Here is a 24,847-nt window from a genome sequence, read left to right as displayed (position 1 = left end):
TTCGGAAATTATGAAATGAACAGAGCTTACGGAATTACTTTCGGAATTTTATCATCAACTCTATTTTTACTTTTATTTTGGATTATAAGACACATTAAATCGAGAAAATAAAACAATTTCTGATTTTTTAAACGGATTCGCTCTCATTTTTGCGCTTGGAAATCTTGCTGTGTACTCTGCAAAAATTGACCCAGATATTCAATATAGAGATTATAAAACTTTGTATATTAATAAGAAAACGACAATGAAAAGATTGTAAGCCATATAACGTGAATTTGAAAACTTTGGAAAAGAATACCAATTTAATCACGTTACGGATTACGGAATTTTGAATTTATAATCATACCGAATTGACACTTTGAATTTGAGAATTGAAGATTGGAAAAGAAGAATTAAAATCAAACGTAGAAAACGTTTTACAATAACTAAGTATTCGGCTCGCCGATAGGCCAGAGCTGAATATTGTGTTGACGAAGTCGGCAGAAGATGTCTCTTATGGGGAAAACGATGTGTTTAGGGAAGGATGCTTTGGTAATCGATTGTAGTTTACATGTTTAAACTACGCTGATCAGTCTTTATTTGGAAGAGATTGTTTCTTTTTTCGGTAACACTTAATATAATTTCACTTTATAATGGCTTAAATTTTAAGTTTAGCCATTGAGAGGTCTGTCCGCGCTTGCAGATTGTTTTTTTTAATTGACCCTATTTAATTTTTTATCTCTTAATAATACCCTCCAATTTTCGGGAGGACCACGATCGTTAAATAGTAGTATGGTATGTAGTTTTCCTTTTTTACAAACGGGACAACGACGGTGTAAAACAGGTTCGACTGTTTTAATACTCACTATCTTTTTACAAGCCAGTTCGGCTTGTAGTCTCGGTAATTTCTCTTTTTTCCAGCTGCTGCTTAAAATACCGTAATGCCGTATGCGTGTAAAGCCTTGGGTAAAATATGCAAAGCAAAGCGTCTAACAAATTCTTCACTGGACAAAGTCAACTTTATCTTTTTAGCTTGGTGCCGGTAATCTTTCGCGGTAAAAGTCACCGTTTTATTTTCACGATCTACAGCAATAATACGATGGTTACTTATTGCAATTTTATGCGTGTATCTGCCTAGATATTCAATAACATATTTTGGACTTCTAAAAGATTGTTTCGCATAGATCACCCATTTTTTACTGTACACTGTATTATAAACTTTCTTTGGGATTTTTACTTCACTTTTCCTAAGTTCAGAGATAAATTTAGCCTTAAACACCTTGCTCATAGATTTTACATTGAATAGATATTTACCTTTATTTTTTGCACTTTTCCATGTCCCATTTACGCCATCCACCGCCAGGAACAATACAATGCAAGTGCGGATGTAGGCTCATGTTTTGTCCCCAGGTATGAAGTATAGCAATCATACCCAGTTTAGCGCCCAAGTGTTTGGGGTTGTCTCCAAACTGTTGCAGGGTTTGCCATGCGGTTCTAAATAAACTGCTATAAATTACTTTACCATGACTCAGGGCGTAGGTATTAAACTCACTTGGAAGCGTAAAAACGATATGAAAATAAGGCACATTTAATAGTTCGCCTTCTCTGGCTTTTATCCACTGTTCACGTTTGTGTCCCTGGCATGTTGGGCAATGTCTATTTCTGCAACTGTTATAACTAATGTGTAAGGCTTGGCAACAATCGCATTTATCAATATGGCCACCCATAGCTTTGGTGCGACACCTTCTTATGGCTTGTAACCCACGGTAATGCCAAGAGGTCAGACTCAATGTTTTGAGCTGTAGCTGTTCCATTTCTAAAATGTCAGCTACTTTATGTTTACAAAACATTAATCGTAAAGTTTATCCAAGGGAGAAAATTTGGAACCACTAGGCAAATTGGCAACATGAAGATACGTGAGTGTCATCTCGATATGTGCATGTAGAAGTTCCTTTAAACTGACGATATCAACACCATACTCTAATAAATGTGTAGCAAACGTGTGCCGTAAAGTATGGGCAGTTATCTGTTTAGAACTCCCTATTTTACTTCTGTTTTCTTTAATAATCCAGCGTATACCGTTGGTGGTTAATCCGCGTGATTCTCCAGCTTTAGAAACTTGGCTATTAAAAAGATGTCCCTGAGGGTTTTCTGTTGTGATGTATTTTTTTAATCCCCTAATCAGAAGCGGACTCAAAGGCACATAGCGATCTATTTTTCCTTTTTTCTTAGGAATAAACACGGTTTTACGCTCAAAATCGAGATCAGATAATTTAACAGCGCAGAGTTCGTAGCTACGCATCCACAGCCGTAAAGCATACCTATTATCAAACGATGCTTAAGATATTTAGGCGCTTTTAAAAGGCGCTTAACTTCCTCTTTATTTAGAACACATGGTAGTTTAATATCTCTTTTAATTTGAGGAAGCGCTACACGTTTGGCTTCCATGCCCATCACTTTGTAGGCTGCTCTGAGTCCGAAAATGGTGTGTTTAAAGAAACTCTCAGAAGGTGTTTTGTGAAGTTTTTGGCATGGTAAAGATAGTTCTGAACGTGTTCTACCGATAGTTTTTCAGGACTTCGGTTGTAATGCAAAGCTAAGTGTGCCAAGCACCGGAGATAGTTGTTTAAAGTGCTTTTGGCTTTGCCATTAATAGAGAAACTCTGTTCGAGTTTGGTTTGAAGATGACTGAAATCCTTTACATCTGAAAAGGCGCGTTCAGCAATGGTTTTACTTTTTTTTAAACATAATAATAGATTTAAAATTTACCCATAAGTTAATAAATCTATTACTTTTACAAAAGAATAACTTATTCTGAATCAGTCAGGAGGGCTTCCGACCGATAGGGAGGATTCGTTCAATCGAGTAGACGGGTGACGACTTAAAAGTCGCCACTGCGCCTCTCACACCACCGTACGTACGGGTCTCGTATACGGCGGTTCACCAAATTGAAGTTTGCGTATTATTAATGTAATCTAGCAAAGGTTTATACCCTTTTCGTTTAAGTCTAGAAACTGTAATAGTAGTCTTTAAAATAGGACTTTGAGCAACTGCCCAGCCTCCCATTCTTGTTCTACTCCAAGCATAGGCTTGTCCGATTTCTATACCTAATCGAATGAGGTTTTTACGTTTCCGCTCTAGCTTTTTCCAATCATGCCAAATACAATAGCGCAACCGATTTCTTACCACTCATCTAGCTTTTTAACTTTTGCATAGATGTTAGTTAAGCGGTAATTATTCATCCAGCCTCGGCAAACTTGATTAAGCCGATCCAGACGTTCGAATAACGACATGGGTTTGGTTTTCTTGGTGATGCTTTTTAGGTTACGTTTAAACTTTTCCCAACTTTTCTTTGCTACCACAGTACATATTGTCCTTTGACTCCCTTTTTATAAACAGGTACAAAACCATGTCCAGTAACTCAAAGTTTACAGGTCTGCGATGCCACTTTTGGCTTTATTTATAGTAATTTAAGTATCTCTTAAAAAGATAAACAGTTTATTTCCTATAGTTTTTGCCTCGCTTTTACTTTTTGCGTAAACGCTAAAGTCGTCTGCATAGCGTACATAAAGCAAGCCCATGCTTTTCATTTCTTTATCCAAAACATCTAACATAATGTTAGATAATAAGGGACTAATGGGGCTACCTTGCGGGATACCTTTTCTGCGCTTTTTGAGTGTTCCATCTATTAAGATGGGAGCTCTTAACCATTTTCGGATTAATCGCAAGGTGGTTGGACATTTTACTTTGCGGTAGATAAGTTGAAGTAAAATACAGTGGTCTACTTCATCAAAGAATCCTTGCAAATCAATATCTACAATATCTTGGTAACCAGAATTGATATACCCTTGAGCTTGTAATACTGCTTTTTGGATGTTCTTTTGTGGGCGAAATCCATAACTAACGGGCTCAAAATCATATTCAAAATGAACCATTAATTGTTGGCTTACCGCCTGTTGTAGCCACCTATCTACTACCGTTGGTATTCCTAATAGTCGGGTTTTACCCTGTCCTTTTGGAATCTTTACTCCTAAAATTGAATTTGGAACATAGCTATTTGTGCGAATAGCAGATAATATAAGCGAACGGTTTTCTAATATGTATGCCGAAAGTGCCGTTGTTTTCATACCATCTACGCCGCTCGCACCTTTATTGCGCTCCACTTGGCGTGTTGCTTTATAAAGATTTGTTGCTTCTAATACCTGTTCAATCATAGATTCAATAATTCGTGTACTCCTGTTGGTTTAAAACTAGGCTAGCTAAGCATCCTAATCGAATTCCAACGTAATTTAATGTTCTGTCCTTCCTTACCCGTGAGACCTGTACAATTCTTGTTGCACCTCGTTTCCTGTAAGTACTATGACTTCTGCTGACTTCTCTACATAACCAACTCGTAGTTGTAGAGACCTCCCCAGGTAATGACATCTTCTTTCCCTCAATTCCTGCCGTATCTACATACTTACCCTTTTGTTAATCTTGGGGCGTTACAATGATGTGGTTGCTTACCCGAGTAAATATGCCTCTGTATACGATTTCTGTTCGTCAGTACCGAGTTTTGTAGTTCCGCTTCCTTCAGATAAAACCTCACGGTTTTCACCCTTGCGACTTACTAATGCTTCAGAACGTTACTCCTGCGCATAAGGGACTTGCACCCTATAGATTAATTATTTACCTTTCGGTAAATCAAAAGATGCCCATGCTGGGCACACACACTATATATAGTTCATAGGGCGTTTTTTTTAGAAAGAGCAGAGATGAATTAAAGACCGCCAAATGTAAAATTTGGCTATTGGAAAAGTAAAATTTCAATACATAATGTTTACATTTGGCTAAGAGGTTTCTAATAACTTACTGCTAGTCCTCTCCCCTACGAGCTATATATTTAACGTTGCCATTCATGCTCACTCGGCTCTAAAAAAAAGTTCTAAAACCGCTTAAAAAGTAGTTTAAAATAATAACTCAAAATATTACTCAACTGACTTTAAAGAATCAATTCGCAAGATTTACGCGCAAATGATTTCACTCTCATGTTTTTTTTAAAAGTGTCTCGTACTGAAATAAGGCTACATAATTTTAAACATGATGTACAAAATAACAAAGTAATTAGAAGGTACTGTGAACCTTTTACATTGAAAAATTTTAACAGAACTTGCCATTTAGAAAATAACATATTTAAGACTATTATCTTACTAAACTCAGATTAAAAAGCAAGAACACTTAATAGGATTCCAAAATGGACGCCTTGAACAATTAAATTGGAAGAAAAATAAATTTGGGAATTAAAACAGTATTAAAGAATATAAACCAAGAACCGTTGCGCATTATTTATCTAATTTCCTTTAGAAAAAACTACAATAAAAACACGCAACTTTAAATACACAATAAATTGTGCAAAATATATCTCTTAGTTCTAAAAAGTATTAATTGAATTAATACTTAAATTATTTTTTTAAGTTTACGAAATAATCAAAGATTTCTGGAACATTTCCGTTACCCATATCAGCAGCTACTGCAGCCTGAAGGTTAGAAGAAGTTGCCTCTGCAATAGCAGAAGTAGAACCAAGATCGTTCATCATTTGTACAAAGTATCCAAGGTCTTTATTAGCATTGTTAATAGAGAAACCTAAATCACTTACATTATCTACAGCGTAATGCTTACAGAATTTCATGAATGGAGAATTAGAAGGACCTGCAGACATAATATCAAACAATTGTTGTGTGTCTACACCAGCTAATTTAGCAGCTGCGAAAGCCTGAGACATTGCAACTACAGTTGTCATTCCCATAAAGTTATTAATAAGCTTAGTTGTATGTCCAGCACCAAGAGCACCTAAATAGAATACATTTTCACCTTGTTCGTCTAAAACAGGTTTAACTTTTTCGAAAGTATCTTTATCTCCAGCAGCCATAATGTTAAGCAATCCGTCTTTTGCATGAGCAGGAGTACGTCCTAGAGGAGCATCAATCATACCAGCACCTTTTTCTGCAAGGTCTTTACCAATTTTTTTAGTAGAAGCAGGAATAGATGTTCCAAAATCAATTAAAACAGCACCTTCTTTAATACCAGCTAAGATACCTTCTTCACCATATACAATCTTTTCTACAACAGCAGAAGTAGTAAGGCAAAACATAATAATATCACTTTTTTCAGCTAATTCTTTTGGAGAAGTAGCTTCAGTAGCATTACCGCGAGCGATAACTTTTGCAACTTCATCTTTATTAAGATCCATTACAGAAAGCTCGAAACCTCTTTTTTGAAGATTTTCAACCATGTTACCTCCCATAAGGCCTAGTCCGATAAATCCGATAGTGGGTTTTTTCATATTTAAGTTATTTAATTTATTAATTATTACTACAAAGATATGCATGCTATAAGCATTTACGAAATTTTTTAACAGATCTCTCCCCCGCTTTTTCCGATTAGTTTAATTTAATAAACACTAGAAAACATTCAGTTTAAGCAAAGTATAAAACTTAAAAAAACGGAACAACTTCTCAAAACCAAGACCTATCGGATATTAGCAATAATTTTAAAGACTTAAAACCTTCATATTTCGAACTTTAATAACTGTATATCTTTCAATTAAAAAATAAAATAATTACAAGATATTATGTTAAAAAAATAAAATACAGCCACAATAGCAATTCATTACCAAGACAAAGAAAACTCACCTTATTAATTCATAATAGTGATTACTTTTTTAAATAATAAAGGACAAATTATAGAATGGCGACGGGCAGTAACTATAATTTATAATTATACCTTTTACAACAAAAAGACATGTTCTTTTGTATCTTAGTTTTTAAAATACAACCTTATCCACTTTTATAAAATATCTCATGATAAAGCAGGTAATCTTATTATTGAATAAACCATTTATCATCTATATTTTTCATTAATTAAAAAGCAATTATGAGTACACTACAAGAGTTTCAAAAATTGGTTATATCCAATGCATCAAACGCAAAAGGATTAATAGTCGGAGAACAAGCACCAGATTTCACCTTACCAAATGCATTTGGTCACTTAATTTCACTTTCAGATTGTTTAAAATCAGGACCAGTAATTTTAAAATTCTATAGAGGTGAATGGTGCCCTATATGTAATCTTGACCTGAGAGAGATTCAAAAACATATAAGTGAATTTAATAAATTCAGCACAAAAGTAATTGCTATAAGTCCGCAAAAACCTGATGATGCACTAAGCATTACACAAAAAAATGAACTTGACTTTGAAGTCCTTAGCGATAGTAATCAAGATGTTATTAAGACCTATAATTTGCAATTTGATCCTGGTGAAGATTACCACAAAAGACGCGACCTATCGCTTCTAAACGGAGATGGTTCTATAACACTTCCTGTTCCTGCAACTTTTATAATAGATAAAAATTTTACTATAATCGCGGCTCACGTAGAAGCAAACTATACAGAAAGAATGTCTCCCGAAGAAATTTTAAAGGTTCTAGAAAAAAACAAATAAGATACAGAATCTTATTAATTAATTTTTATCATTTCCTTATTCTACAAAGCTGAAATTTTAATTGAAGACATAACACAATATGAAACCCAGAATAGAAATTTTAGAACATAAAAAACTAATTGGTTATAGTTTTAGAATGAGCTTAATAAACAATAAAACACAACTGCTTTGGGCATCTTTTAGTCCTAAAATTAAAGACATTAAAAACAAATTAACCACAGATAAAATTTCAATGCAAGTTTATGATTCTTCATATTTTGAGAATTTTAATCCCGAGACTGAATTTGAAAAATGGGCAACAGTAGAAGTTTTAGACTTTAATAACATACCTGAAGATCTGGATTTTTTTAATTTGGAAGGTGGAAAATATGCCGTTTTCGACTATAAAGGCTCAAGCAAAGACAATAGTATTTTTCAATATATTTTCAGGACCTGGTTACCTAATTCGGAATATGAATTAGACAACAGACCGCATTTTGAAATCTTAGGAGAAAAGTACAAGAATAATAACCCGGATTCTGAAGAAGAAATATGGATTCCTATAAAAAATATAGACCGTGCGTAATATTCTATAACTAGAATAGCCATTTTACAGTTTACTCCTATCACTCTGCGTAAAAGCTAATTATATTATTTAAAAATAAAGAGACTCCGCTCCCACCAAATTTATAATCACAATTTATGTTCTAATACAAGTAATTTAAGTTTTAAACATGTTAATAATATCATTTTTATAAGTGGTATTATTTTTACTTATACAGAAATATTTCTTTTAAAAGTTAAAAAAAAGTTAACTAAATATATTTGATATGGCCTCTATAAAATTTATCTTTATCAATAAAAATAGACATGAAAAAGTTGTTATTGACAATTACATTTATAAGCTTAATCGTTATTAATTTAACTAGTTGTCAGAAAGATGATAATGATGAAAATGATGCTGTAGATAATTCATCTATCCCTGAAACAGAAGAAACGTATGTACCACCTATAGGAATTCCTGATGCATGGATTTCTCCAGATGTTTCTAGTCCAGAAAGACCTAATCTATGGGACACAGAACTAGTTGGTTATTATTTTATTGAGTATTCTACTGGGTCTGACACTAATAACACATATGGAACACCAAGTGCTCCCCGTAAAACAATACCTTATCCTGTACCTGCAGGCTCATATGTAGTTGTTGCAGGTAATTATAATTACATACAAAACGACATTAAACTTAGAGGTGAAGGTACTAGCGATACTTGGGTTGCCGGTGTAAGCGGGCCTGTTTGGGTTGTTAGTGACTCAGAAAATAAAGCTGAAATTACAGATAAAAAAATGTTACTTTCTGGTAGCTATGTTTATTTAGATGGATTTTATTTTCATTCTGGAGGTCGCATACAACTGGGTTCGTATGAATCTGGTAGTCAGGTAGACCATATACTTGTTAGAAATAGTGAAATGGAAGGAGAACACGATGTTACTGGTGGTATTTTAATTAATACGGTGGGTTTAGAAAGTGATCCTGCTAGTGATATTATTATTTATAATAACAAAGCACATGGTATCGGACCTCTAGATTCAGACGTAGATATTGATGCCCGTGGTTGCGCTGTACAAAAGTATACCAGTAATATGTGGATTGTAGATAATGAATTTAGTGATTCTGGAGCCGGACTTCAAGTAGAAGCTAGCAATTTAGCTTCCCAAACTACAACACATCATATTTATATTGGAAGAAATCATATTTTCGATATTGCTCAAGCAGGAATTGGTATAAAATATGCGTTGGACATTATCATCAGTGAAAATGTGATTCATGATATTATAGATACACCATGGTCACCAGCAAAAGGAATTGGATTTCAATATGCACCCGATCGTGTTTGGATTCTTTATAATGAAATTTATAATGCATACACGGGTATTCGTGGTGCTAGTGATAATGGTGGTGCAGGAACCAATGGAAAAAGTGTGTTTATAATTGGTAACTTTATTCATGATGCTACTATAAACGGTACGGCATATAATGGTGCGACCAGTGGTTTAGGAATAGAAATAAACAATGGTGCTACACCAAGGTATATTATTAATAATACAATTGTAAATAGTGATATAGCAGTTGGTAATGGGTATTATAACTCTACCATGTTCATTGAAAACAATATATTTTCTAATACCAGAGATTTTGATATCATGCTTGCTAGTGGTTATCAAACAGGAACGCTATCTACACTTAAAAATAATCATTTTGATGCTGAAGCTAAAATTTCATGGAGTAATGGCGTTACCCATAATCTAGCTAGTTTTCAAGCTGCTTTTAACAAAGGGGAAGACTGCATTAGTGCCGATCCTTTATTTACAGATGCCAACGCCGATGATTTCTCATTACAAGCAACGAGTACAGCTGTTAATGCAGCTTTAAACTCAAGTGATTTAACTTTTGATGTGTATGCACATTTCGAATCGTTATATGGTCTTGATATACGAGTTGATATTAATAGTGTTGCTAGACCAAGTACAGGCTCATGGGATATGGGTGCCTATACAACACATTAACATTTATAATTATTCGCTCCGTTATTGCAACATTTATAATCATACCTTTTAGGAGGCTTTGCAAAGCGTAACTAATTTGTTATTTAAATTACCACAAAGGTTTTACTATTTCTAAAAAAATAAAGTTATAGTACCTGTAATTATTAATGACATAGATGCACATATTAGAACTGTAATACCGCTGTAAAAGCATTTAAAAGATAACAATTGCATTACAAAATAAAAAGGCACACTTTATAGAAGTGTGCCTTTTTTAGATATTATGTGTTATAAGTGGGAAATAAATTTTCAGTATCAAAAATTGATAGCTTAACAGTTTACTGGATATTTTAAACGCCATAAACAAGCTAAATATTTTAAAGCTATAGTAGATTATATTTTACAAATAATCCTTCATTAATAAAGCCGCACCAAGAGCACTTTCGTTTTTGCAATCCGAAATCTTTATGGTTATGCCGGGTTTTAATAATTCTAAAAGTTTGATAAACATTTTATTTCTATTGAATCCTCCCGATATATAAACATCTTTTAATTTTGCGTCTTTATCAGAAATTAACTCAATACCTTGAATGACTTTTTTACTTATTTCAAAAATTAATTGATAATAAGCTGTTTCGTAAGACTGAAATTTGTGCAATAATTCTGGATGTGCTTCAAAATCGGTATCAATGCCTTCCGACAGAAATACGCCTTTATTTTGCTGTATTACACTTATACATAGTATTGTATTTAAATGTAGTTGTATGTGTGTATTTATATCAACTTTAAAATGTTCGCTTAGCGCTTTAATGTACACTTCGTGAATACGCCCTAAGAATTGCATAGACGATTTTACCTGTTGTTTTTCGGGTGTCATAAAACACAAGCAGTTATTTTGAAGTTGGTTTTGAGTTAAGGTTTCTTTACTAAACGGATTCATGGCAATAATCCAAGTTCCTGTAGAAAGTAACACAAAATTATTACTTTTTTCTTTTTTTAATAAAGGTATAATTGAAGACGAACTATCATGTAATCCAGAACCTACTGCTATTTTTTCACCATTAATTTCTGTAATTATAGCCTCATTCCCTTTGCAAGGTTGCGGTAAGGTAATACCTTCTTCTTTTAACCATTTATGATAGTGCATACCATCGTAGTCCCATGTTGCCGTATGTGCACCTACCGATGTATAATCGGCTGTAATTTTGTTAGTAAACAAATAACTTAAGTATTGCGGATAGTGTAAAACAGCAGCAACGTGTTTCCATATTTCTGGTTTATTCCGCTTAAGCGCTAACATCTGAATTCCGGTATTAAGCATACCATAAGCTGGAGATCCTGTTTTTCTAGAGAACTCCTCTACACCGCCTTGAGATTCGTAAAAATCTTGATAATCATCGAGATTTAATGGTTTTAAATAATTGTATAAAGGCGTAATACGTTTTCCTTCTCTATTTAAATACACTAATGAAGCACCGTGCGTAGTAAAATTTATAGCTTTTATTCGATATAAACCTTCTCCTTGAATTTGTGCTATTCCATTTTTAATCCAACGTTCTATAGCTTCAATATTATCACAACAAAATCCATCATCGTCTTTAATCTCTTCAAATTGAATACTATTTTGAGACACCACTTGAAAATCTTCATCAAATAAAAATATTTTTTTATTCGTTTTCCCTATATCTATAATGGCTATAACGTTTTTCATGTGCTCTAGATTTATTGCTTTAAATCCCTATTAAGGAACGTTTTAATAAAACATGAAACCTTTTTTTAATTATCAAAACGGCTAGAATTCATGTTTTTATTTGGATTGTTTTAGATAGATAAAGCTTTCCCTTCAATAGCTTTCAATGTTATTAAAGGGATAATCTTTATCAATTTTTATAAAAAAAGTAGTATCAATATTCAACTATAAAATATAGCTTCTGAATATTGCTTTGCTTAAATATTACTAGTGTTTAAAACCGTATAATGGTCCGTAGTTTTCGCAAGCTCTATAATCTGCACCTTCTAGATGTTCTCCAAAAGCCGACCATGCACTTGGTCTAAACACATCATTTTCATCTACATTATGCATGTTTACAGGAATACGTAACATGGCTGCTAACGAGATTAAATCTGCACCAATATGCCCATGAGAAATCGCCCCGTGGTTTGCTCCCCATTTTGCCATAACAGTGTACACATCTTTAAAAGCCCCTTGCCCTGTTGTTCTTGGTACAAACCATGTTGTAGGCCAAGTAGGATCTGTACGCTCATTTAATACGGTGTGTATATCTTCTGGTAACTCTACACTCCAACCTTCTGCAATTTGCAATACGGGCCCGATACCTTTTATAAGGTTTAAACGACACATGGTTAAAGGCATGGTTCCTTTTGTTAAGAATTGAGAAGAGAATCCACCACCTCTAAAATATTCTGTAGTTGCTGGTGGCCAATTTGTATTATCTAAACAACGTTTAACATCGGCTTCGGTAATGTCCCAAAAGGCTTTCATTGTTCGATTTCCTTCTGCATCTAATTGTTCTGCTGTTGCATCTAAAGTTGTAGAACCAGAATTAATTAAGTGAATAATACCATGCTCTGCAAGACCTGTTAATTTTTTACCGGTAACACGCTCTACAGATTCTGGGCTCCAATATGTTCTAACATCCGAGAATAATTGAGCTTTATTAGTCAATAAGTGACCAAATAACATTGAAATAGCGTTTAAACAATCGTTTTCTGTTGCAAAAACGTAAGCTTGACGAATACCATTCCAGTCGAAAGATGAGTTTAAAATAGATTCTGTATAATCTGCATTAGGCTGGTAATCCGTCCACTGACGCTGTCCTTGGAATCCTCCCATAATAGCATTTCGTCCTTTAGATTCTTCACCAAATCCCATGTCTTTTAACTTCGGGTTTCCGTTCATTAAATCTTTACAGATTAAAGTCATTTTTACAACTTTTTCCCATTCTGCATCTTTCTGCTCACGCGATTTTTGTGATTCAGAGCTGTTACGATCTTCACCTTCTTTACAATTCTCTTTAGTCCAAGTTAATGCTTTTTTATATTCGTCTTGATCGAAAATATTATTTTCTATACGTCTTAAAAGTTCAACAGATTCTACAAACTCTGCACGAACACCTAAGTAATCTTGAAGAAAATTAACATCTACCATAGAGCCAGCAATTCCCATAGAACTGTAGCCGATAGATAAATATGATTTCCCTTTCATTTGGGCCACTGCAAGCGCGCCTTTTGTAAAACGTAAAATCTTTTCTGCAACATCGTCTGGAATCGATTTATCTCCGCCATCTTGAACTTCTTTTCCGTAAATTCCAAATGCTGGTAATCCGCGTTGAGAATATCCTGCTAAAGCCGCTGCTAAATACACAGCACCAGGACGTTCTGTACCATTAAAACCCCAAACAGCTTTTGGTGTTAAAGGGTCCATGTCCATAACTTCTGTACCATAACACCAACAAGGTGTTACTGTTAAAGAGACCTCTACACCTTCGCTTTTAAATTTATCTGCACAAGCTGCGGCATCTGCAACACCACCAATTGTGGTATCTGCAATGACGCATTCTACTTTTTCTCCGCTAGGAAAACGTAATGTTTCTTCTATTAATTTTGCGGCTGCTTTAGCCATATCCATGGTTTGAATCTCTAAAGATTCTCTCACACCAAGCTCACGTCCATCAATTGTTGGACGAATACCTACTTTTGGTAATCTACCTATTAATCTGCTCATCTCTATTATGCTTTTATATTATGTAAATTGTTCTAATTCTGTTAACTGCTCGTTAGATAAACCTGCGGGTTTAAATCCGGCTGCCCAACACATCATTAACAGTTTTGCGCCTTTATTTGCTACATCTAAAAAGTCCCAAGCTTTCATAACATCTGGTGCAGTAGAAGTTGCCCCGTGTTTTTCCCAAAGGGATACGTTTCTTGTTTTAAAAGCATCTATAGTCACTTTTGCTAAATCGGCCGTGCTAGATAATGCATAAGGCGTGCAGTGAATACCTTTTGGTACAAATACTTTTACTTCTGGACACATCATCCAAATTTGTCTGTTTAATTCTTCCTCATCGTCAAATAATTCGTGGTGACTCATACAAATTAATTCTAATGGATGTGTATGTACTACCGCTAAGTTTTCTGGATGATGTTGTGAGTTAAATAAATGAATACTTGCATGAGAAATTAATTCGCAAGTGGGACCAAAATTTGGTCTGTTTCCTCCCCATAAGATAGAATATGCTGTTGCAGCTTCGTTGATGTATAGTATACAAGACACTTCTTCTAATTTATCTACTAAATCTCTTAAGTAACAACCTGTACCTGTAATGTACAAAACAAACCCACCTGCTTCTTTAGGAAAATCGAAAGGCACTTTTTCTCCAATCCCTTGAACATCTTCTTTAGAAAAGAAAGACGTTAAATTCATAGAAATGTTACCTGCATTTCGTTCTGCCCATTCTCTTTGCCATAAGTAGCCTGCTACAGTAGATACTTTTTTTAATTCAGCCTCTACTTCTATTGGAAGTTTTAAAGTTTTCATAGTAATTAATTATGTTTATACTACAAAAATAGTTACCCTATAGCTTCTAATAAATATTCAAAATCTGTATTTTCGTATCTAATTCAAACATTCTTGAATTATGAAATTTGTAAAAAATATTGAATTAGGAGATCCATCTTCTAACAAGCAAAATTTTATTGACCTTAGATTACGATTAATGTGTTGCAGATATTGGCTCTTAAATTTATGGGATTGTCATGATATGGTTTTTCCGTTTTGGAGGTTATATTGGAACAAAAATTCGGGCGGACAATTAATCCATCAGGACACGGTTTACGATATGGATTCTGATCATATTTACATCATTCCGCCATTTACTTCTTTCTCTTCTCAATTTAAAAAAAACCATAGATATAGCACAGGAATTCATGTGTCCGGAAAACAATACACTAACATTATCAATGAAAAAGATTATCAGGAGCATTATCTAATTCATTTTTTTATTCATTTTAATTTAGGAGTCCCTTTTGATAGTGTATATCCAGGAATATTAAAAATTGAAATGACCGATTATCTAAAAGAACGGTTAGAGTACTTAACAGAACGATTAAAAATTGAAAATAAAGACTTCAAACTCACTTTTAACTTAAAACTTCAAGCTTTTATAAAAGAGGCGCTCACCAATATTGGTCCCGAATTATGGAAAACTACAATTATTGATGAACGTGTTTTAAAAGTAATTCGTTACGTTGAAGCCAATATTGAAAAAAAATTAAAAAACACAGACATGTCGTCTCTAATAAATATGGCTCCCAATTCTTTTGCACGCTTATTTAAAGACGAAATGCATGTCACACTTCATAATTTTATTCAAAATAGAAAAATTGCCAAAGCTTGCGAGCTTTTTGAACACACTAATAAATCTATAGAAGAGGTTGCTTTTAATTTGGGATTCTCAGACCGGTATCATTTTTCAAGAGTATTTAAATCTGTTACAGGATTAACACCGGCTGTTTATAAATCGGGAAAATATACTTAAACTAAAGCTTCTTTTATTTTACTTCTACATTACTAATAAGGTCGAATGCTTCATATATTCTAAAACACCTTTAGATACAATACTACATACCTATTATTCTCGTCTATAATATTCACATTTTTATTTAATTGTATATTTAAAATCATAATATTCTAATCAATATGTTAAAAACACTAATACAACAAGAATAAACTCACAGTTTAGCACAACAATACAACATTTACAAACAACTAAATAACAATACATTAATTAGACTAAATCTTTATTAAGTTAACTAAAAAAACACGTTACAAAACAGTAAATGTTTAAATAATACACAAAATAGATAATTATAGATAACATTAATAGGACTCATATCTTTAAGTTTGATAAACACAAATACCATATGTATTCTTTGAACCAAAGTTTATGCCTAGAGCATGAACTTCTAGAATAAATATGCTGAAGTTAAAATCAAACAAAACGTTTAAAAATGAATCGGCTTTTAGATTTGTTTTTATGAAACCTAAAAGAAATTATGAAACCATTTAAGCAGTTTATAAACGGATTATTTGTAGAATCGACGTCTACAGATGTTATCGAAATTTTAAATCCGTGTACAGAAGAAGTACTATCCTTAATGCCTGTAGGAAGTGTAATAGATGCCGATTTAGCTTTAGAAGCAGCAAAAGCATCTCAACATGCTTGGAAATCACTTCCGGCAATTGAAAGAGGTGTTTATTTAAATAAAATGGCTGATGTTATTCGAGACAACCGCGTGTTTTTGGCTGAAACTTTAGCCGCAGAACAAGCTAAGGTAATGGGATTAGCACAAGTTGAAATTGATGTGACTGCAGATTATTTTGATTACTACGCAGGGTTTGCAAGACGTATTGAAGGAGAAATTATACAAAGCGATCGTAGTAAAGAACATATCTTTTTACATAAAGCACCAATTGGTGTAGCTGTGGGGATTTTACCTTGGAACTTTCCATTTTTTGTAATGGCTAGAAAAGTTGCAGGGTCTTTAATTACAGGTAATACGTGTGTTATTAATCCAAGTTCTATAGCGCCAAATACAGTTATGGCATTTGCTAAATTAATAGAAGCTATAAAAATTCCTGCTGGTGTTTTAAATTATGTTTGTGGTAAAGGTAGCATTGTAGGTAATGCACTTTCTAAAAGCCCAATTACGGGTATTATTAGTTTAACAGGAAGTGTTGGCGCAGGTCAGATGGTAATGGAAGCCGCGTCTAAAAATATTACAAAAGTATCTCTAGAATTAGGAGGCAAAGCACCTGCAATTGTTTGTGCAGATGCTAATTTAGAATTAGCTGTTAATGCTGTTGTAACTTCTAGAATTACGTTTAGCGGACAAGTATGTAATTGTGCCGAACGTCTATATGTGGAAGACACTATTCACGATCAATTCTTGGATATGGTTACTAAAAAAATGAAAGCTTTAAAAGTAGAAGATGCGTTTTCTAAAAACAATCCAGATATGAGTGCTTTAGTTTCTAAAGCGCAATTAGATAAAGTTTCTGAAATGGTAGAATACGCCAAAAAGGAAGGTGCAGAAGTTGTTGTTGGAGGAACTAGAACTCCAGGATTTGATAAAGGATATTATTACCAACCAACACTGTTAACTAATGTAAGACAAAACATGCAAATAATTCAAGAAGAAGTCTTTGGTCCTGTTTTACCTGTAATGAAATTTAGTACTTTAGATGAAGCTATTGCTTTAGCGAATGATTGTGAATTTGGATTAACATCTTCTATCTTCTCAGAAAACTTTAATAAAGTAATGCATGCTGCAGAAGAATTACAATATGGAGAAACATATATAAACAGAGAACATTTTGAAGCTATTCAAGGATTTCATGCAGGATGGAAAAAATCTGGTATTGGTGGAGCAGACGGAAAACATGGTATGGAAGAATATCTTCAAACTAAAGTAATTTACGCACAATATAGATAAGTCTGTATTAAAATTACACTTAAGAATATAAAAGTTCAAATTGAAATAGTCTTTCTGTTTCAACTTGAATTCTTATATTATAACCAACAAACCTACTAATTAAATTCATTGCATTTTAACCGGTATTCTTATCTATATAGATTTTAAAAATTAATACTTAAAACGTAATAACACCAATTAAAATAACATAGAATTCATAAATAGTATACAACCTAACTGACTATGAATACGACAGAAAACCCGCCAATTGTTCCAAAAAAATATTTAATACCTTTTATATTAATAACATCTTTATTTGCGCTTTGGGGTTTTGCAAACGACATTACCAACCCTATGGTTGCTGCATTTGCAACGGTTATGGAAATATCTACAGCTAAAGCAGCCTTAGTACAATTGGCGTTTTATGGCGGCTATGCAACTATGGCTATTCCGGCGGCATTATTTGTTAGAAAATACTCTTATAAAAAAGGAATCTTACTAGGGTTAACGCTTTATGCTATTGGCGCTTTATTATTTTTTCCGGCAGCTAAATATGAAGTTTTCGGATTCTTTTTAGGGTCGCTATATATTTTAACCTTTGGTTTAGCCTTTTTAGAGACCACTGCTAATCCTTATATTTTATCTATGGGAGATTCGCAAACCGCGACACAGCGTTTAAATTTAGCACAATCTTTTAATCCAATTGGGTCCCTTTTTGGCATGTTTGTAGCATCTAAATTTATATTAGTTGCCTTAGATTCTGACAAAAGAAATGCAATGGGAGAGATTATTTTTAGTTCATTAACTGAAGCAAAAAAAGCCATTGTACGTACACACGATCTTGCTATTATTAGAGATCCTTATGTTATTTTAGGGTTTGTAGTTATTGCTATGTTAGTTCTTATTGCTGTTACTAAAATGCCACAGACAGATAATAAGCAAAATTATTCGAGTGCAAACTCATCTTTTAAAAGATTATTTAAAAACGAAAAATACAAAGAAGGTGTTATCGCACAATTATTTTATGTTGCTGCGCAAATTATGTGTTGGACATTTATTATTCAATATGCAGGGCATTTAGGCATTTCTAAAGCAGACGCTCAAAACTACAACATAATAGCCATGTCTATCTTTTTGGTAAGCCGTTTTGTAAGTACTTTTTTAATGAAATACATTAATTCGAGAAAACTACTTATGATTTTTGCATTATGCGCCATGGCAACTATGTCTGGTGTAATCTTAATTGAAGGCATAATGGGACTATATTTATTAGTTGCTACATCGGCTTTTATGTCGTTAATGTTCCCTACTATTTACGGTATTGCTCTTAATGGTTTAAGCGAAGAAGATTCTGCTTTAGGTGCTGCTGGCTTAGTCATGGCAATTGTTGGCGGAGCATTAATGCCAATATTACAAGGCTCGTTAATCGATATTGAAAAAATAGGTGCTTTTTCTGGAGTTAATTTTTCATTTATACTTCCATTTATTTGCTTTACAATCATTGCATTCTATGGCTACCGAACTTTAAAAGTACATAACTAAGTAATCTTATTATAATGATTTTCCCAATAATAGATTGAAAACTGAACTTTAAAAACTAAATTCAAACTAATGAAAGTAGGCTTATTTATCCCTTGTTATATCAATCAATTATATCCACAAGTAGGAAAAGCAACTTTAGAGCTTTTAGAAAAACTGAATGTAAAAGTATCTTATCCTTCTGGTCAAACCTGTTGCGGACAGCCTATGGCAAATTCCGGATACGAATCCGAATCTATTGGTGCCTGCAATCATTTTATAGATAATTTTAAAGACTTCGATTATATTGTTACGCCTTCTGGAAGTTGTGCGTATCACGTAAAAAAACATTATGATATTATTCCGCAAACAGAAGATGTTATTAACGTAAGAAATAACGTTTACGAATTATGTGATTTCATTCTAAACATATTAAAAATCAAAGATATTGGTGCGTCTTTCCCTTATAAAGTTGGCGTACACAAAAGTTGCCACGGCTTAAGAGGATTACGATTAGGGTCTTGCTCAGAACGAGTCGAAGCGTCCTATTCTTATATTGAAGAATTACTACAACATACTAAAGGCGTAGAATTAATGCCTTTACAAAGAAGTGATGAATGTTGCGGATTTGGAGGAACCTTTGCAGTTGTAGAAGAGGCTATTTCTGTAAAAATGGGAAAAGACAAAATTAAAGACCATTTAGAAAGCGGTGTAGAAGTTATAACAGCAACAGATACATCTTGCCTAATGCATTTGGAAGGTTTAATTACTCGAAATCATCAGCCTTTAAAAGTGCTACATATTGCCGAAATTTTAAACAGTAATCTTTAAGCGAAAAACACACCTTGGTTTAGTTTTAAAACACAAAAAAAAATGAGTCATTCAGAATTAGCTAGTATCTTCAATAAAAATGAAAAAAAGGTAGATTGGCACGACAAAGCCTTATGGTTTGTACGTCATAAAAGAGATCTTTCTGTTCATGAGGTTAAAGGTTGGGAAGCATTAAGAAACTTAGGGCATGGCATAAAAGCGCATACGTTATCTAATTTAGATAATTATTTAATAGAATTTGAAGCGAATGCCATAAAAAATGATATTCAAGTACATTGGGCTGCAGATGGAGACGAACATAATCGCATTGTACACAATATTATAAAAGAAAGCAACGGGAAAAAAGTTGTAAAAAGTAAATCGATGTTGACAGAAGAATGTCATTTAAATCCATTTTTGGAAGCCCATGGTATTGAAGTTATAGATACCGATTTAGGGGAGCGCATTGTTCAGTTAGCAAAAGAGAAACCAAGTCACATTGTGTTACCTGCAATTCATAAAAACAAACATGAAGTAGACAAACTATTTCAGGAACATTTAGGAACAAAACCTTGCGATGGTGATCCGCAATATTTAACTGGGGAAGCTCGAAAACATTTACGTCAAAAATTTATTCAAGCAGATGTTGCCATCACAGGTGTTAACTTTGCAATTGCCAATACCGGAGGTTTTGTAGTGTGTACAAACGAAGGAAATGCAGATATGGGAGCACAACTAGCTCCTGTTCATATTGCTTGTATGGGAGTTGAAAAAATTATTCCGAAACAAGAACATTTAGGCGTGTTTTTACGTCTTTTAGCAAGAAGTGCTACAGGACAACCCATCACAACATATTCTTCTCACTTTAAAAAACCTAGAAAAGGAGAAAAAATGCACATTGTTATTGTAGACAATGGACGTACTGAGCAATTAAGCAGACCAGATTTTAGAACATCGCTACACTGTATTAGGTGTGGTGCTTGTATGAACACCTGCCCTATTTATAGACGAAGCGGCGGACACAGTTACGATGCTACTATTCCTGGACCTATTGGTTCTATCTTATCACCAGGAAAAGATTTAAAAAAATACAGTTCACTCCCCTTTGCATCGACCTTATGCGGATCATGTTCTGATGTATGTCCTGTAAAAATTGATATTCATTCTCAGCTTTATAAATGGCGTCAAATAATTACTAAAGAAACACCTCAACCTTTTGTAAAGGCACAAACCATGAAAATTATGGGACAAATGTTCTCTAAACCCTCTCAATTTGAAAGAGTAGGCAAAGCAGTACGTTGGTCGCTAAGAAACTTACCTAAATCTGTGATTAACTCTAAACTTAATACTTGGGGAAAAGCTAGAGATTTACCTGAAGGACCAAAACAAAGTTTTGACCAATGGTACGAAGAACGCAAAAACAACCAAAAAGACTAATTCTATGAATAGTAGAGACCAAATATTAGCAAAACTAAAGACTAATAAGCCAAAATTAATCGACTTACCTTTAATAGAGACTTCAATTTTTAGAGATGAAGGTTTAGATATTATTAAGGAATTTATAAAAAAAGTAGAAGTTGTTGGCGGAAATGTTTTAGAAGTTACATCTAATCAAGATGTCATTAATAAAATTGAGTCAACTTTTACAAACCAAGAAGTCTGTTATTCTCATATAAAAGGCACTCAAGGATTCAATACAATTAGTTTAGAAACGATTCAAAATCCACATGATCTAGAAAATTTAGATGTCTTGATTTTAGAAAGCACACTAGGTGTTGCTGAAAATGGATCAGTATGGTTATCGGATCAAGAAATTCCTGTTCGCGTGTTACCTTTTATAACAAAACATTTAGCCGTGGTAATTTCAAAAAAAGATCTTGTAGAATATATGCATGAAGCTTACAGTCGACTTTCAGGTTTTAATTATGGTGTTTTCCTTGCTGGACCTTCAAAAACAGCAGATATTGAGCAATCTTTAGTTATTGGTGCTCAAGGCGCCTTAAGTATTACCATATTCTTAAAACAGTAAAATTAGTTAAAGTCGATTTTTCTTTAAAACAGTATTCAACATCGTCTCAAAACAAACAGATTTTTCTTAGAAATTTGAATTACTAAATCGTAATTTTTAAAATATTAATAGGCTGTATATTATATACAAACTTATAATTAAGCTAAAATTTCCACTATTTACAAAACTAGTTTCTTGTTAAAACACTGGCAATAATCATTTTATACGATCTAGTTCCAATTTTGTCCAACCTCTAAAAAAGTTCTAAAATATATTTACTTTAAACTTATGTCCTCAGAAAAAACACACCTCTATTTGGCGTTAATTTTTCGTTTACACGTCTAATAAACAGCTTTATTACCCTTATTTTTCTATTGCTATATAATCTCAAAAAAACTTTATAAAATCATTATTATCAACAAAAAAAGTTAAATTAAGTAGTTTTTTTATTAAAAAATCAAAATTAATAATTAATAATATAATTATACATTTTTAAGTTAAAAGCTTTATTTTGCATCAAATTAAAAATCACTACAACATGAAATTTATTAAAAATGTAAGTCTATTATTTGTTTTTGCACTTACAATGACCACAGTTAATGCTCAAAAATTAAAATCTTTCGGGAGTTCTATCGAGAAAAAAGTAGGTCCTGTTACAAAAAAAGTACCTTACACAGATGTTATTAGTTACTTAGGACATGCTGCTCCTGGTTCTGAAGACGAAGTAAAAGACGGTAAGAAATTTTACTACATTTATGTATGGATTCCTGCTGTTGCTCCTGAATTAGGATTAAGAATGATGTCTCCTGCTGGAGATGCAAAAACTAAAAATGCAATTATTGGAGCTGGATATGAGGACAACAAAGGTTCTGATGACTTCTTCGATACTTACATTACTTTAGAAAGATCTACAGTATTTACAGAAGATAAAATTGCTGATTCTGCAAGTGCAACGTGGACTAAATTAGCAAGTAATGATGATAGTGGAGAAATGCCTAAACAACCAAGTGGTAGTTCTTACAACTCTCTTTTACGTTACGAAAGCCAAACTAGTGACCCTGTAAAAGCGTTAACTAAAGGATTATACAGAATTGGATTTACAACATACAAAACAGGTGAAGTAAACGGAACGTTCCTTGCTCAAATAGGTTCTCCAGTAAAATTACCGGGTGTTGTAATGTCTAACACCATTGAAGGTTTATTAGAACAAATGAAATAATTATTTTTATTTAACATATAAAAAATCCAAGTCTTAAGACTTGGATTTTTTTTTGTTTCTAAATTTTGTTTTACGAGTTACTTCTTAAGTAATGATTTAAGTTTAAACACAGAAAGTACAGAAAGAATTATAGCAATAATAACAAGCGGCATGGCAGGTTCTGGTCTTGCAAAAAATTCCATAATTAAACCACCAATCATAGTAGACAACAATAAAAAATAAGCTAATTTCCCTAAGTTATTTGTATTTTTAATGGTATAAAAAATTAATAGTAATGCAATTATAAATTCTACTACACCTGTAAAAACTCGAAACACATTGGGATCTAATGGTACTAAAGATTTAAATTGCTCAAACCCTTGTATACTTTTTTCTGCCCCCAATAATTTTGGTATTGCAAAAAATATCATGAGTGCTGCTGCTATTATATTACTCGCTTTATTTAAAATTGTTGTTCTATTCATTGTATAATTATATGTAATTAGTGTTAAGCATGATTATCATACTTATATTAAGGTAATTCTATTATTTAAAGGGTTTGTTTATAAAACTAATTTTATAAAAACAAGGCAAATCTTCCCCTTACAACATGGATTATATTATAATCACATTGCATGTCTTTTAATTCTAGATGTAAAAAAGGAAATTCTTTATATAGACATTAATAAGTTGTATTTAAAACACTTTAAGTCTACTTTATTATCATTTTTTATTCAGACAGAACTAAATTAGTCATTTAAATTCCAGTTATAATCTCTGTATTTAACTTTGGCTTTACTATCTATTTTAATGGTGCTGTACGTGTTCAGAAAATCGACTACACTCCCCTGCTTTTTAAAATCACTAGAGAACCAATCAAAAATCTTTGAAACCTCAACCTTATCCTTAGAGATTGTATTCTTAGAAGTATCATTCACAAATTGTGTTGCAGCCACGTTTAATTGTTCATTTAAATCTTCTGCATTATAAGCCTCATTCAATAAATTAGGACAAGAATAAGATGCACAATTTATAGCAAAATGAATACGAGGTTCATCCATTTTACGAAGAATTTTATGTTCAATATCTCCTAAACTATATGTTTTATCTGCAATTTTAATAAATTCTAAATCCCAAGGATCTTTTATATCTTTTATACTTTTAACAGGATAATTATCAAGAATTAATTGAATTGTAAACGCATTGTAGGCATTAATCCAATAAGCTAATTTTTCGTTTTTTGTCCAAGAACTTGAAGGTGTATCTTGTTTCAAAATTTCTAAATATTCTTGAAAACGTTGCTCATCTGCTTTAAAGCCTTTATAATTTACATGTCCATCTTTAGACACATATTTAGACAGTAACGCATTCCATAAAGTATGATCTATAGGTTTTGGAGCTTCAATAGTATTCTCATTATAAGTTTGAAAACCAATAGGTGCTTTATTTATACTATTAAAAGCAAAAAGAGACAACAACGGGACAACTATTAATAATATATAATTTTTCATTTATGTTATTTATTAAACAGACGATGCGTTTATACTTTCCTAACAAATATAATTTTAAAATATTTTTAAAAACTATATTTTTATATTCTACACAACTAAATTGTTAGGAATACAAGATCGTTTCGTCTATTTTCTATATGAATTTTAAAAGAACGATTCTTCAACAGCGATAATGCTTCTATTTACACAAAACAAAATGTATTATTGTAGAGAAAATTAAAGTAGAGATTCTTAATACTTTTCAAAATATCTAAATCATTTAACTGTGATTTAAATTGTAAATTAAGGCTTTTAGAATTAATTCCATTCCAAATAATTAGGTGTGG

21 protein-coding genes and 1 pseudogene are annotated in these 24,847 nt (G+C 32.8%); 10 read left to right on the top strand and 12 right to left on the bottom strand.

What is annotated here, in order from left to right; translation table 11 throughout:
- Positions 1-692 precede the first annotated feature (692 nt).
- From GQR95_RS10445 to GQR95_RS10430, 7 genes and pseudogenes are all read right to left on the bottom strand, one after another.
- A pseudogene (locus GQR95_RS10445) lies at positions 693-1,829 on the bottom strand (IS91 family transposase).
- Positions 1,829-2,281 (bottom strand): tyrosine-type recombinase/integrase, encoded by a 453-nt coding sequence (locus GQR95_RS16775; RefSeq protein WP_233265910.1) that lies wholly within the window; start codon positions 2,279-2,281, stop codon positions 1,829-1,831. The pseudogene GQR95_RS10445 and the gene GQR95_RS16775 overlap by 1 nt, the downstream one beginning before the upstream one ends.
- A gap of 151 nt (positions 2,282-2,432) precedes the next feature.
- Positions 2,433-2,633, bottom strand: coding sequence for a phage integrase N-terminal SAM-like domain-containing protein (locus GQR95_RS16770; RefSeq protein ID WP_233266046.1), 201 nt, complete (start codon positions 2,631-2,633; stop codon positions 2,433-2,435).
- 286 nt (positions 2,634-2,919) lie between these two features.
- Positions 2,920-3,168: a hypothetical protein gene (locus tag GQR95_RS16765; RefSeq protein ID WP_233265909.1), complete on the bottom strand. Its 249-nt coding sequence runs from the start codon at positions 3,166-3,168 to the stop codon at positions 2,920-2,922.
- On the bottom strand, positions 3,162-3,341 hold the full coding sequence (locus GQR95_RS16760) for a group II intron maturase-specific domain-containing protein (RefSeq protein ID WP_233265908.1): 180 nt from the start codon (positions 3,339-3,341) through the stop codon (positions 3,162-3,164). The genes GQR95_RS16765 and GQR95_RS16760 overlap by 7 nt, the downstream gene beginning before the upstream one ends.
- 108 nt (positions 3,342-3,449) lie before the next feature.
- The gene (locus tag GQR95_RS16755) at positions 3,450-4,193 is read right to left on the bottom strand and encodes a reverse transcriptase domain-containing protein (protein WP_233265907.1); all 744 of its coding nucleotides are present in this window, start codon (positions 4,191-4,193) and stop codon (positions 3,450-3,452) included.
- Between the two features lie 1,227 nt (positions 4,194-5,420).
- A complete protein-coding gene (locus GQR95_RS10430; RefSeq protein WP_159023108.1) occupies positions 5,421-6,302 on the bottom strand; it encodes an NAD(P)-dependent oxidoreductase in 882 nt (293 codons plus the stop codon).
- Positions 6,303-6,892: 590 nt separating this feature from the next.
- Between GQR95_RS10430 and GQR95_RS10425 the strand changes: the two genes are divergently transcribed.
- From GQR95_RS10425 to GQR95_RS10415, 3 genes are all read left to right on the top strand, one after another.
- Complete coding sequence (locus GQR95_RS10425; RefSeq protein WP_159023107.1) at positions 6,893-7,459, top strand: peroxiredoxin; 567 nt, start codon at positions 6,893-6,895, stop codon at positions 7,457-7,459.
- 79 nt (positions 7,460-7,538) lie between these two features.
- Entirely contained in the window at positions 7,539-8,024 is a 486-nt protein-coding gene (locus GQR95_RS10420; RefSeq protein WP_159023106.1) for a GyrI-like domain-containing protein, read from the top strand.
- A 284-nt stretch (positions 8,025-8,308) separates the two neighbouring features.
- Positions 8,309-10,003 (top strand): right-handed parallel beta-helix repeat-containing protein, encoded by a 1,695-nt coding sequence (locus GQR95_RS10415; protein ID WP_159023105.1) that lies wholly within the window; start codon positions 8,309-8,311, stop codon positions 10,001-10,003.
- Between the two features lie 379 nt (positions 10,004-10,382).
- Here the strand turns inward: GQR95_RS10415 and GQR95_RS10410 are convergent, their stop codons facing one another.
- The 3 genes from GQR95_RS10410 to rhaD form a co-directional block, all read right to left on the bottom strand.
- Complete coding sequence (locus GQR95_RS10410; RefSeq protein ID WP_159023104.1) at positions 10,383-11,693, bottom strand: FGGY family carbohydrate kinase; 1,311 nt, start codon at positions 11,691-11,693, stop codon at positions 10,383-10,385.
- A 246-nt stretch (positions 11,694-11,939) separates the two neighbouring features.
- The gene (locus GQR95_RS10405) at positions 11,940-13,727 is read right to left on the bottom strand and encodes an L-fucose isomerase (RefSeq protein WP_159023103.1); all 1,788 of its coding nucleotides are present in this window, start codon (positions 13,725-13,727) and stop codon (positions 11,940-11,942) included.
- 18 nt (positions 13,728-13,745) lie between these two features.
- Entirely contained in the window at positions 13,746-14,540 is a 795-nt protein-coding gene (gene rhaD, locus GQR95_RS10400; RefSeq protein WP_159023102.1) for a rhamnulose-1-phosphate aldolase, read from the bottom strand.
- A gap of 100 nt (positions 14,541-14,640) precedes the next feature.
- Here rhaD and GQR95_RS10395 point away from each other — a divergent pair, with 100 nt between their 5' ends.
- The 7 genes from GQR95_RS10395 to GQR95_RS10365 all read left to right on the top strand — a co-directional run bounded on the left by GQR95_RS10395 (position 14,641) and on the right by GQR95_RS10365 (position 23,031).
- A complete protein-coding gene (locus GQR95_RS10395; protein ID WP_159023101.1) occupies positions 14,641-15,540 on the top strand; it encodes an AraC family transcriptional regulator in 900 nt (299 codons plus the stop codon).
- Positions 15,541-16,057: 517 nt separating this feature from the next.
- Positions 16,058-17,497, top strand: coding sequence for an aldehyde dehydrogenase (gene aldA / locus GQR95_RS10390; protein ID WP_159023100.1), 1,440 nt, complete (start codon positions 16,058-16,060; stop codon positions 17,495-17,497).
- A gap of 222 nt (positions 17,498-17,719) precedes the next feature.
- A complete protein-coding gene (gene fucP / locus GQR95_RS10385; RefSeq protein WP_159023099.1) occupies positions 17,720-19,018 on the top strand; it encodes an L-fucose:H+ symporter permease in 1,299 nt (432 codons plus the stop codon).
- 69 nt (positions 19,019-19,087) lie between these two features.
- Complete coding sequence (locus tag GQR95_RS10380; RefSeq protein ID WP_159023098.1) at positions 19,088-19,825, top strand: (Fe-S)-binding protein; 738 nt, start codon at positions 19,088-19,090, stop codon at positions 19,823-19,825.
- Between the two features lie 42 nt (positions 19,826-19,867).
- Positions 19,868-21,241, top strand: coding sequence for a lactate utilization protein B (locus GQR95_RS10375; RefSeq protein ID WP_159023097.1), 1,374 nt, complete (start codon positions 19,868-19,870; stop codon positions 21,239-21,241).
- A gap of 4 nt (positions 21,242-21,245) precedes the next feature.
- Positions 21,246-21,833, top strand: coding sequence for an LUD domain-containing protein (locus GQR95_RS10370; protein WP_159023096.1), 588 nt, complete (start codon positions 21,246-21,248; stop codon positions 21,831-21,833).
- 517 nt (positions 21,834-22,350) lie between these two features.
- On the top strand, positions 22,351-23,031 hold the full coding sequence (locus GQR95_RS10365; RefSeq protein ID WP_159023095.1) for a Lipl32 family lipoprotein: 681 nt from the start codon (positions 22,351-22,353) through the stop codon (positions 23,029-23,031).
- Positions 23,032-23,108: 77 nt separating this feature from the next.
- Here GQR95_RS10365 and GQR95_RS10360 read toward each other — a convergent pair whose 3' ends face one another.
- Together GQR95_RS10360 and GQR95_RS10355 are read right to left on the bottom strand one after the other, a co-directional pair.
- A complete protein-coding gene (locus GQR95_RS10360) occupies positions 23,109-23,495 on the bottom strand; it encodes a DoxX family protein (RefSeq protein WP_159023094.1) in 387 nt (128 codons plus the stop codon).
- Between the two features lie 264 nt (positions 23,496-23,759).
- Positions 23,760-24,521 carry a DUF547 domain-containing protein gene (locus GQR95_RS10355; RefSeq protein WP_159023093.1) on the bottom strand — a complete coding sequence of 254 codons (762 nt, stop codon included), beginning with the start codon at positions 24,519-24,521 and terminating at the stop codon, positions 23,760-23,762.
- Positions 24,522-24,847: the final 326 nt, after the last annotated feature.

This window comes from Formosa sp. L2A11 (genome assembly GCF_009796865.1).
In the GTDB taxonomy this organism is placed as follows: Bacteria; Bacteroidota; Bacteroidia; order Flavobacteriales; family Flavobacteriaceae; genus Formosa.
This window is presented reverse-complemented; position numbering and strand designations above follow the sequence as displayed.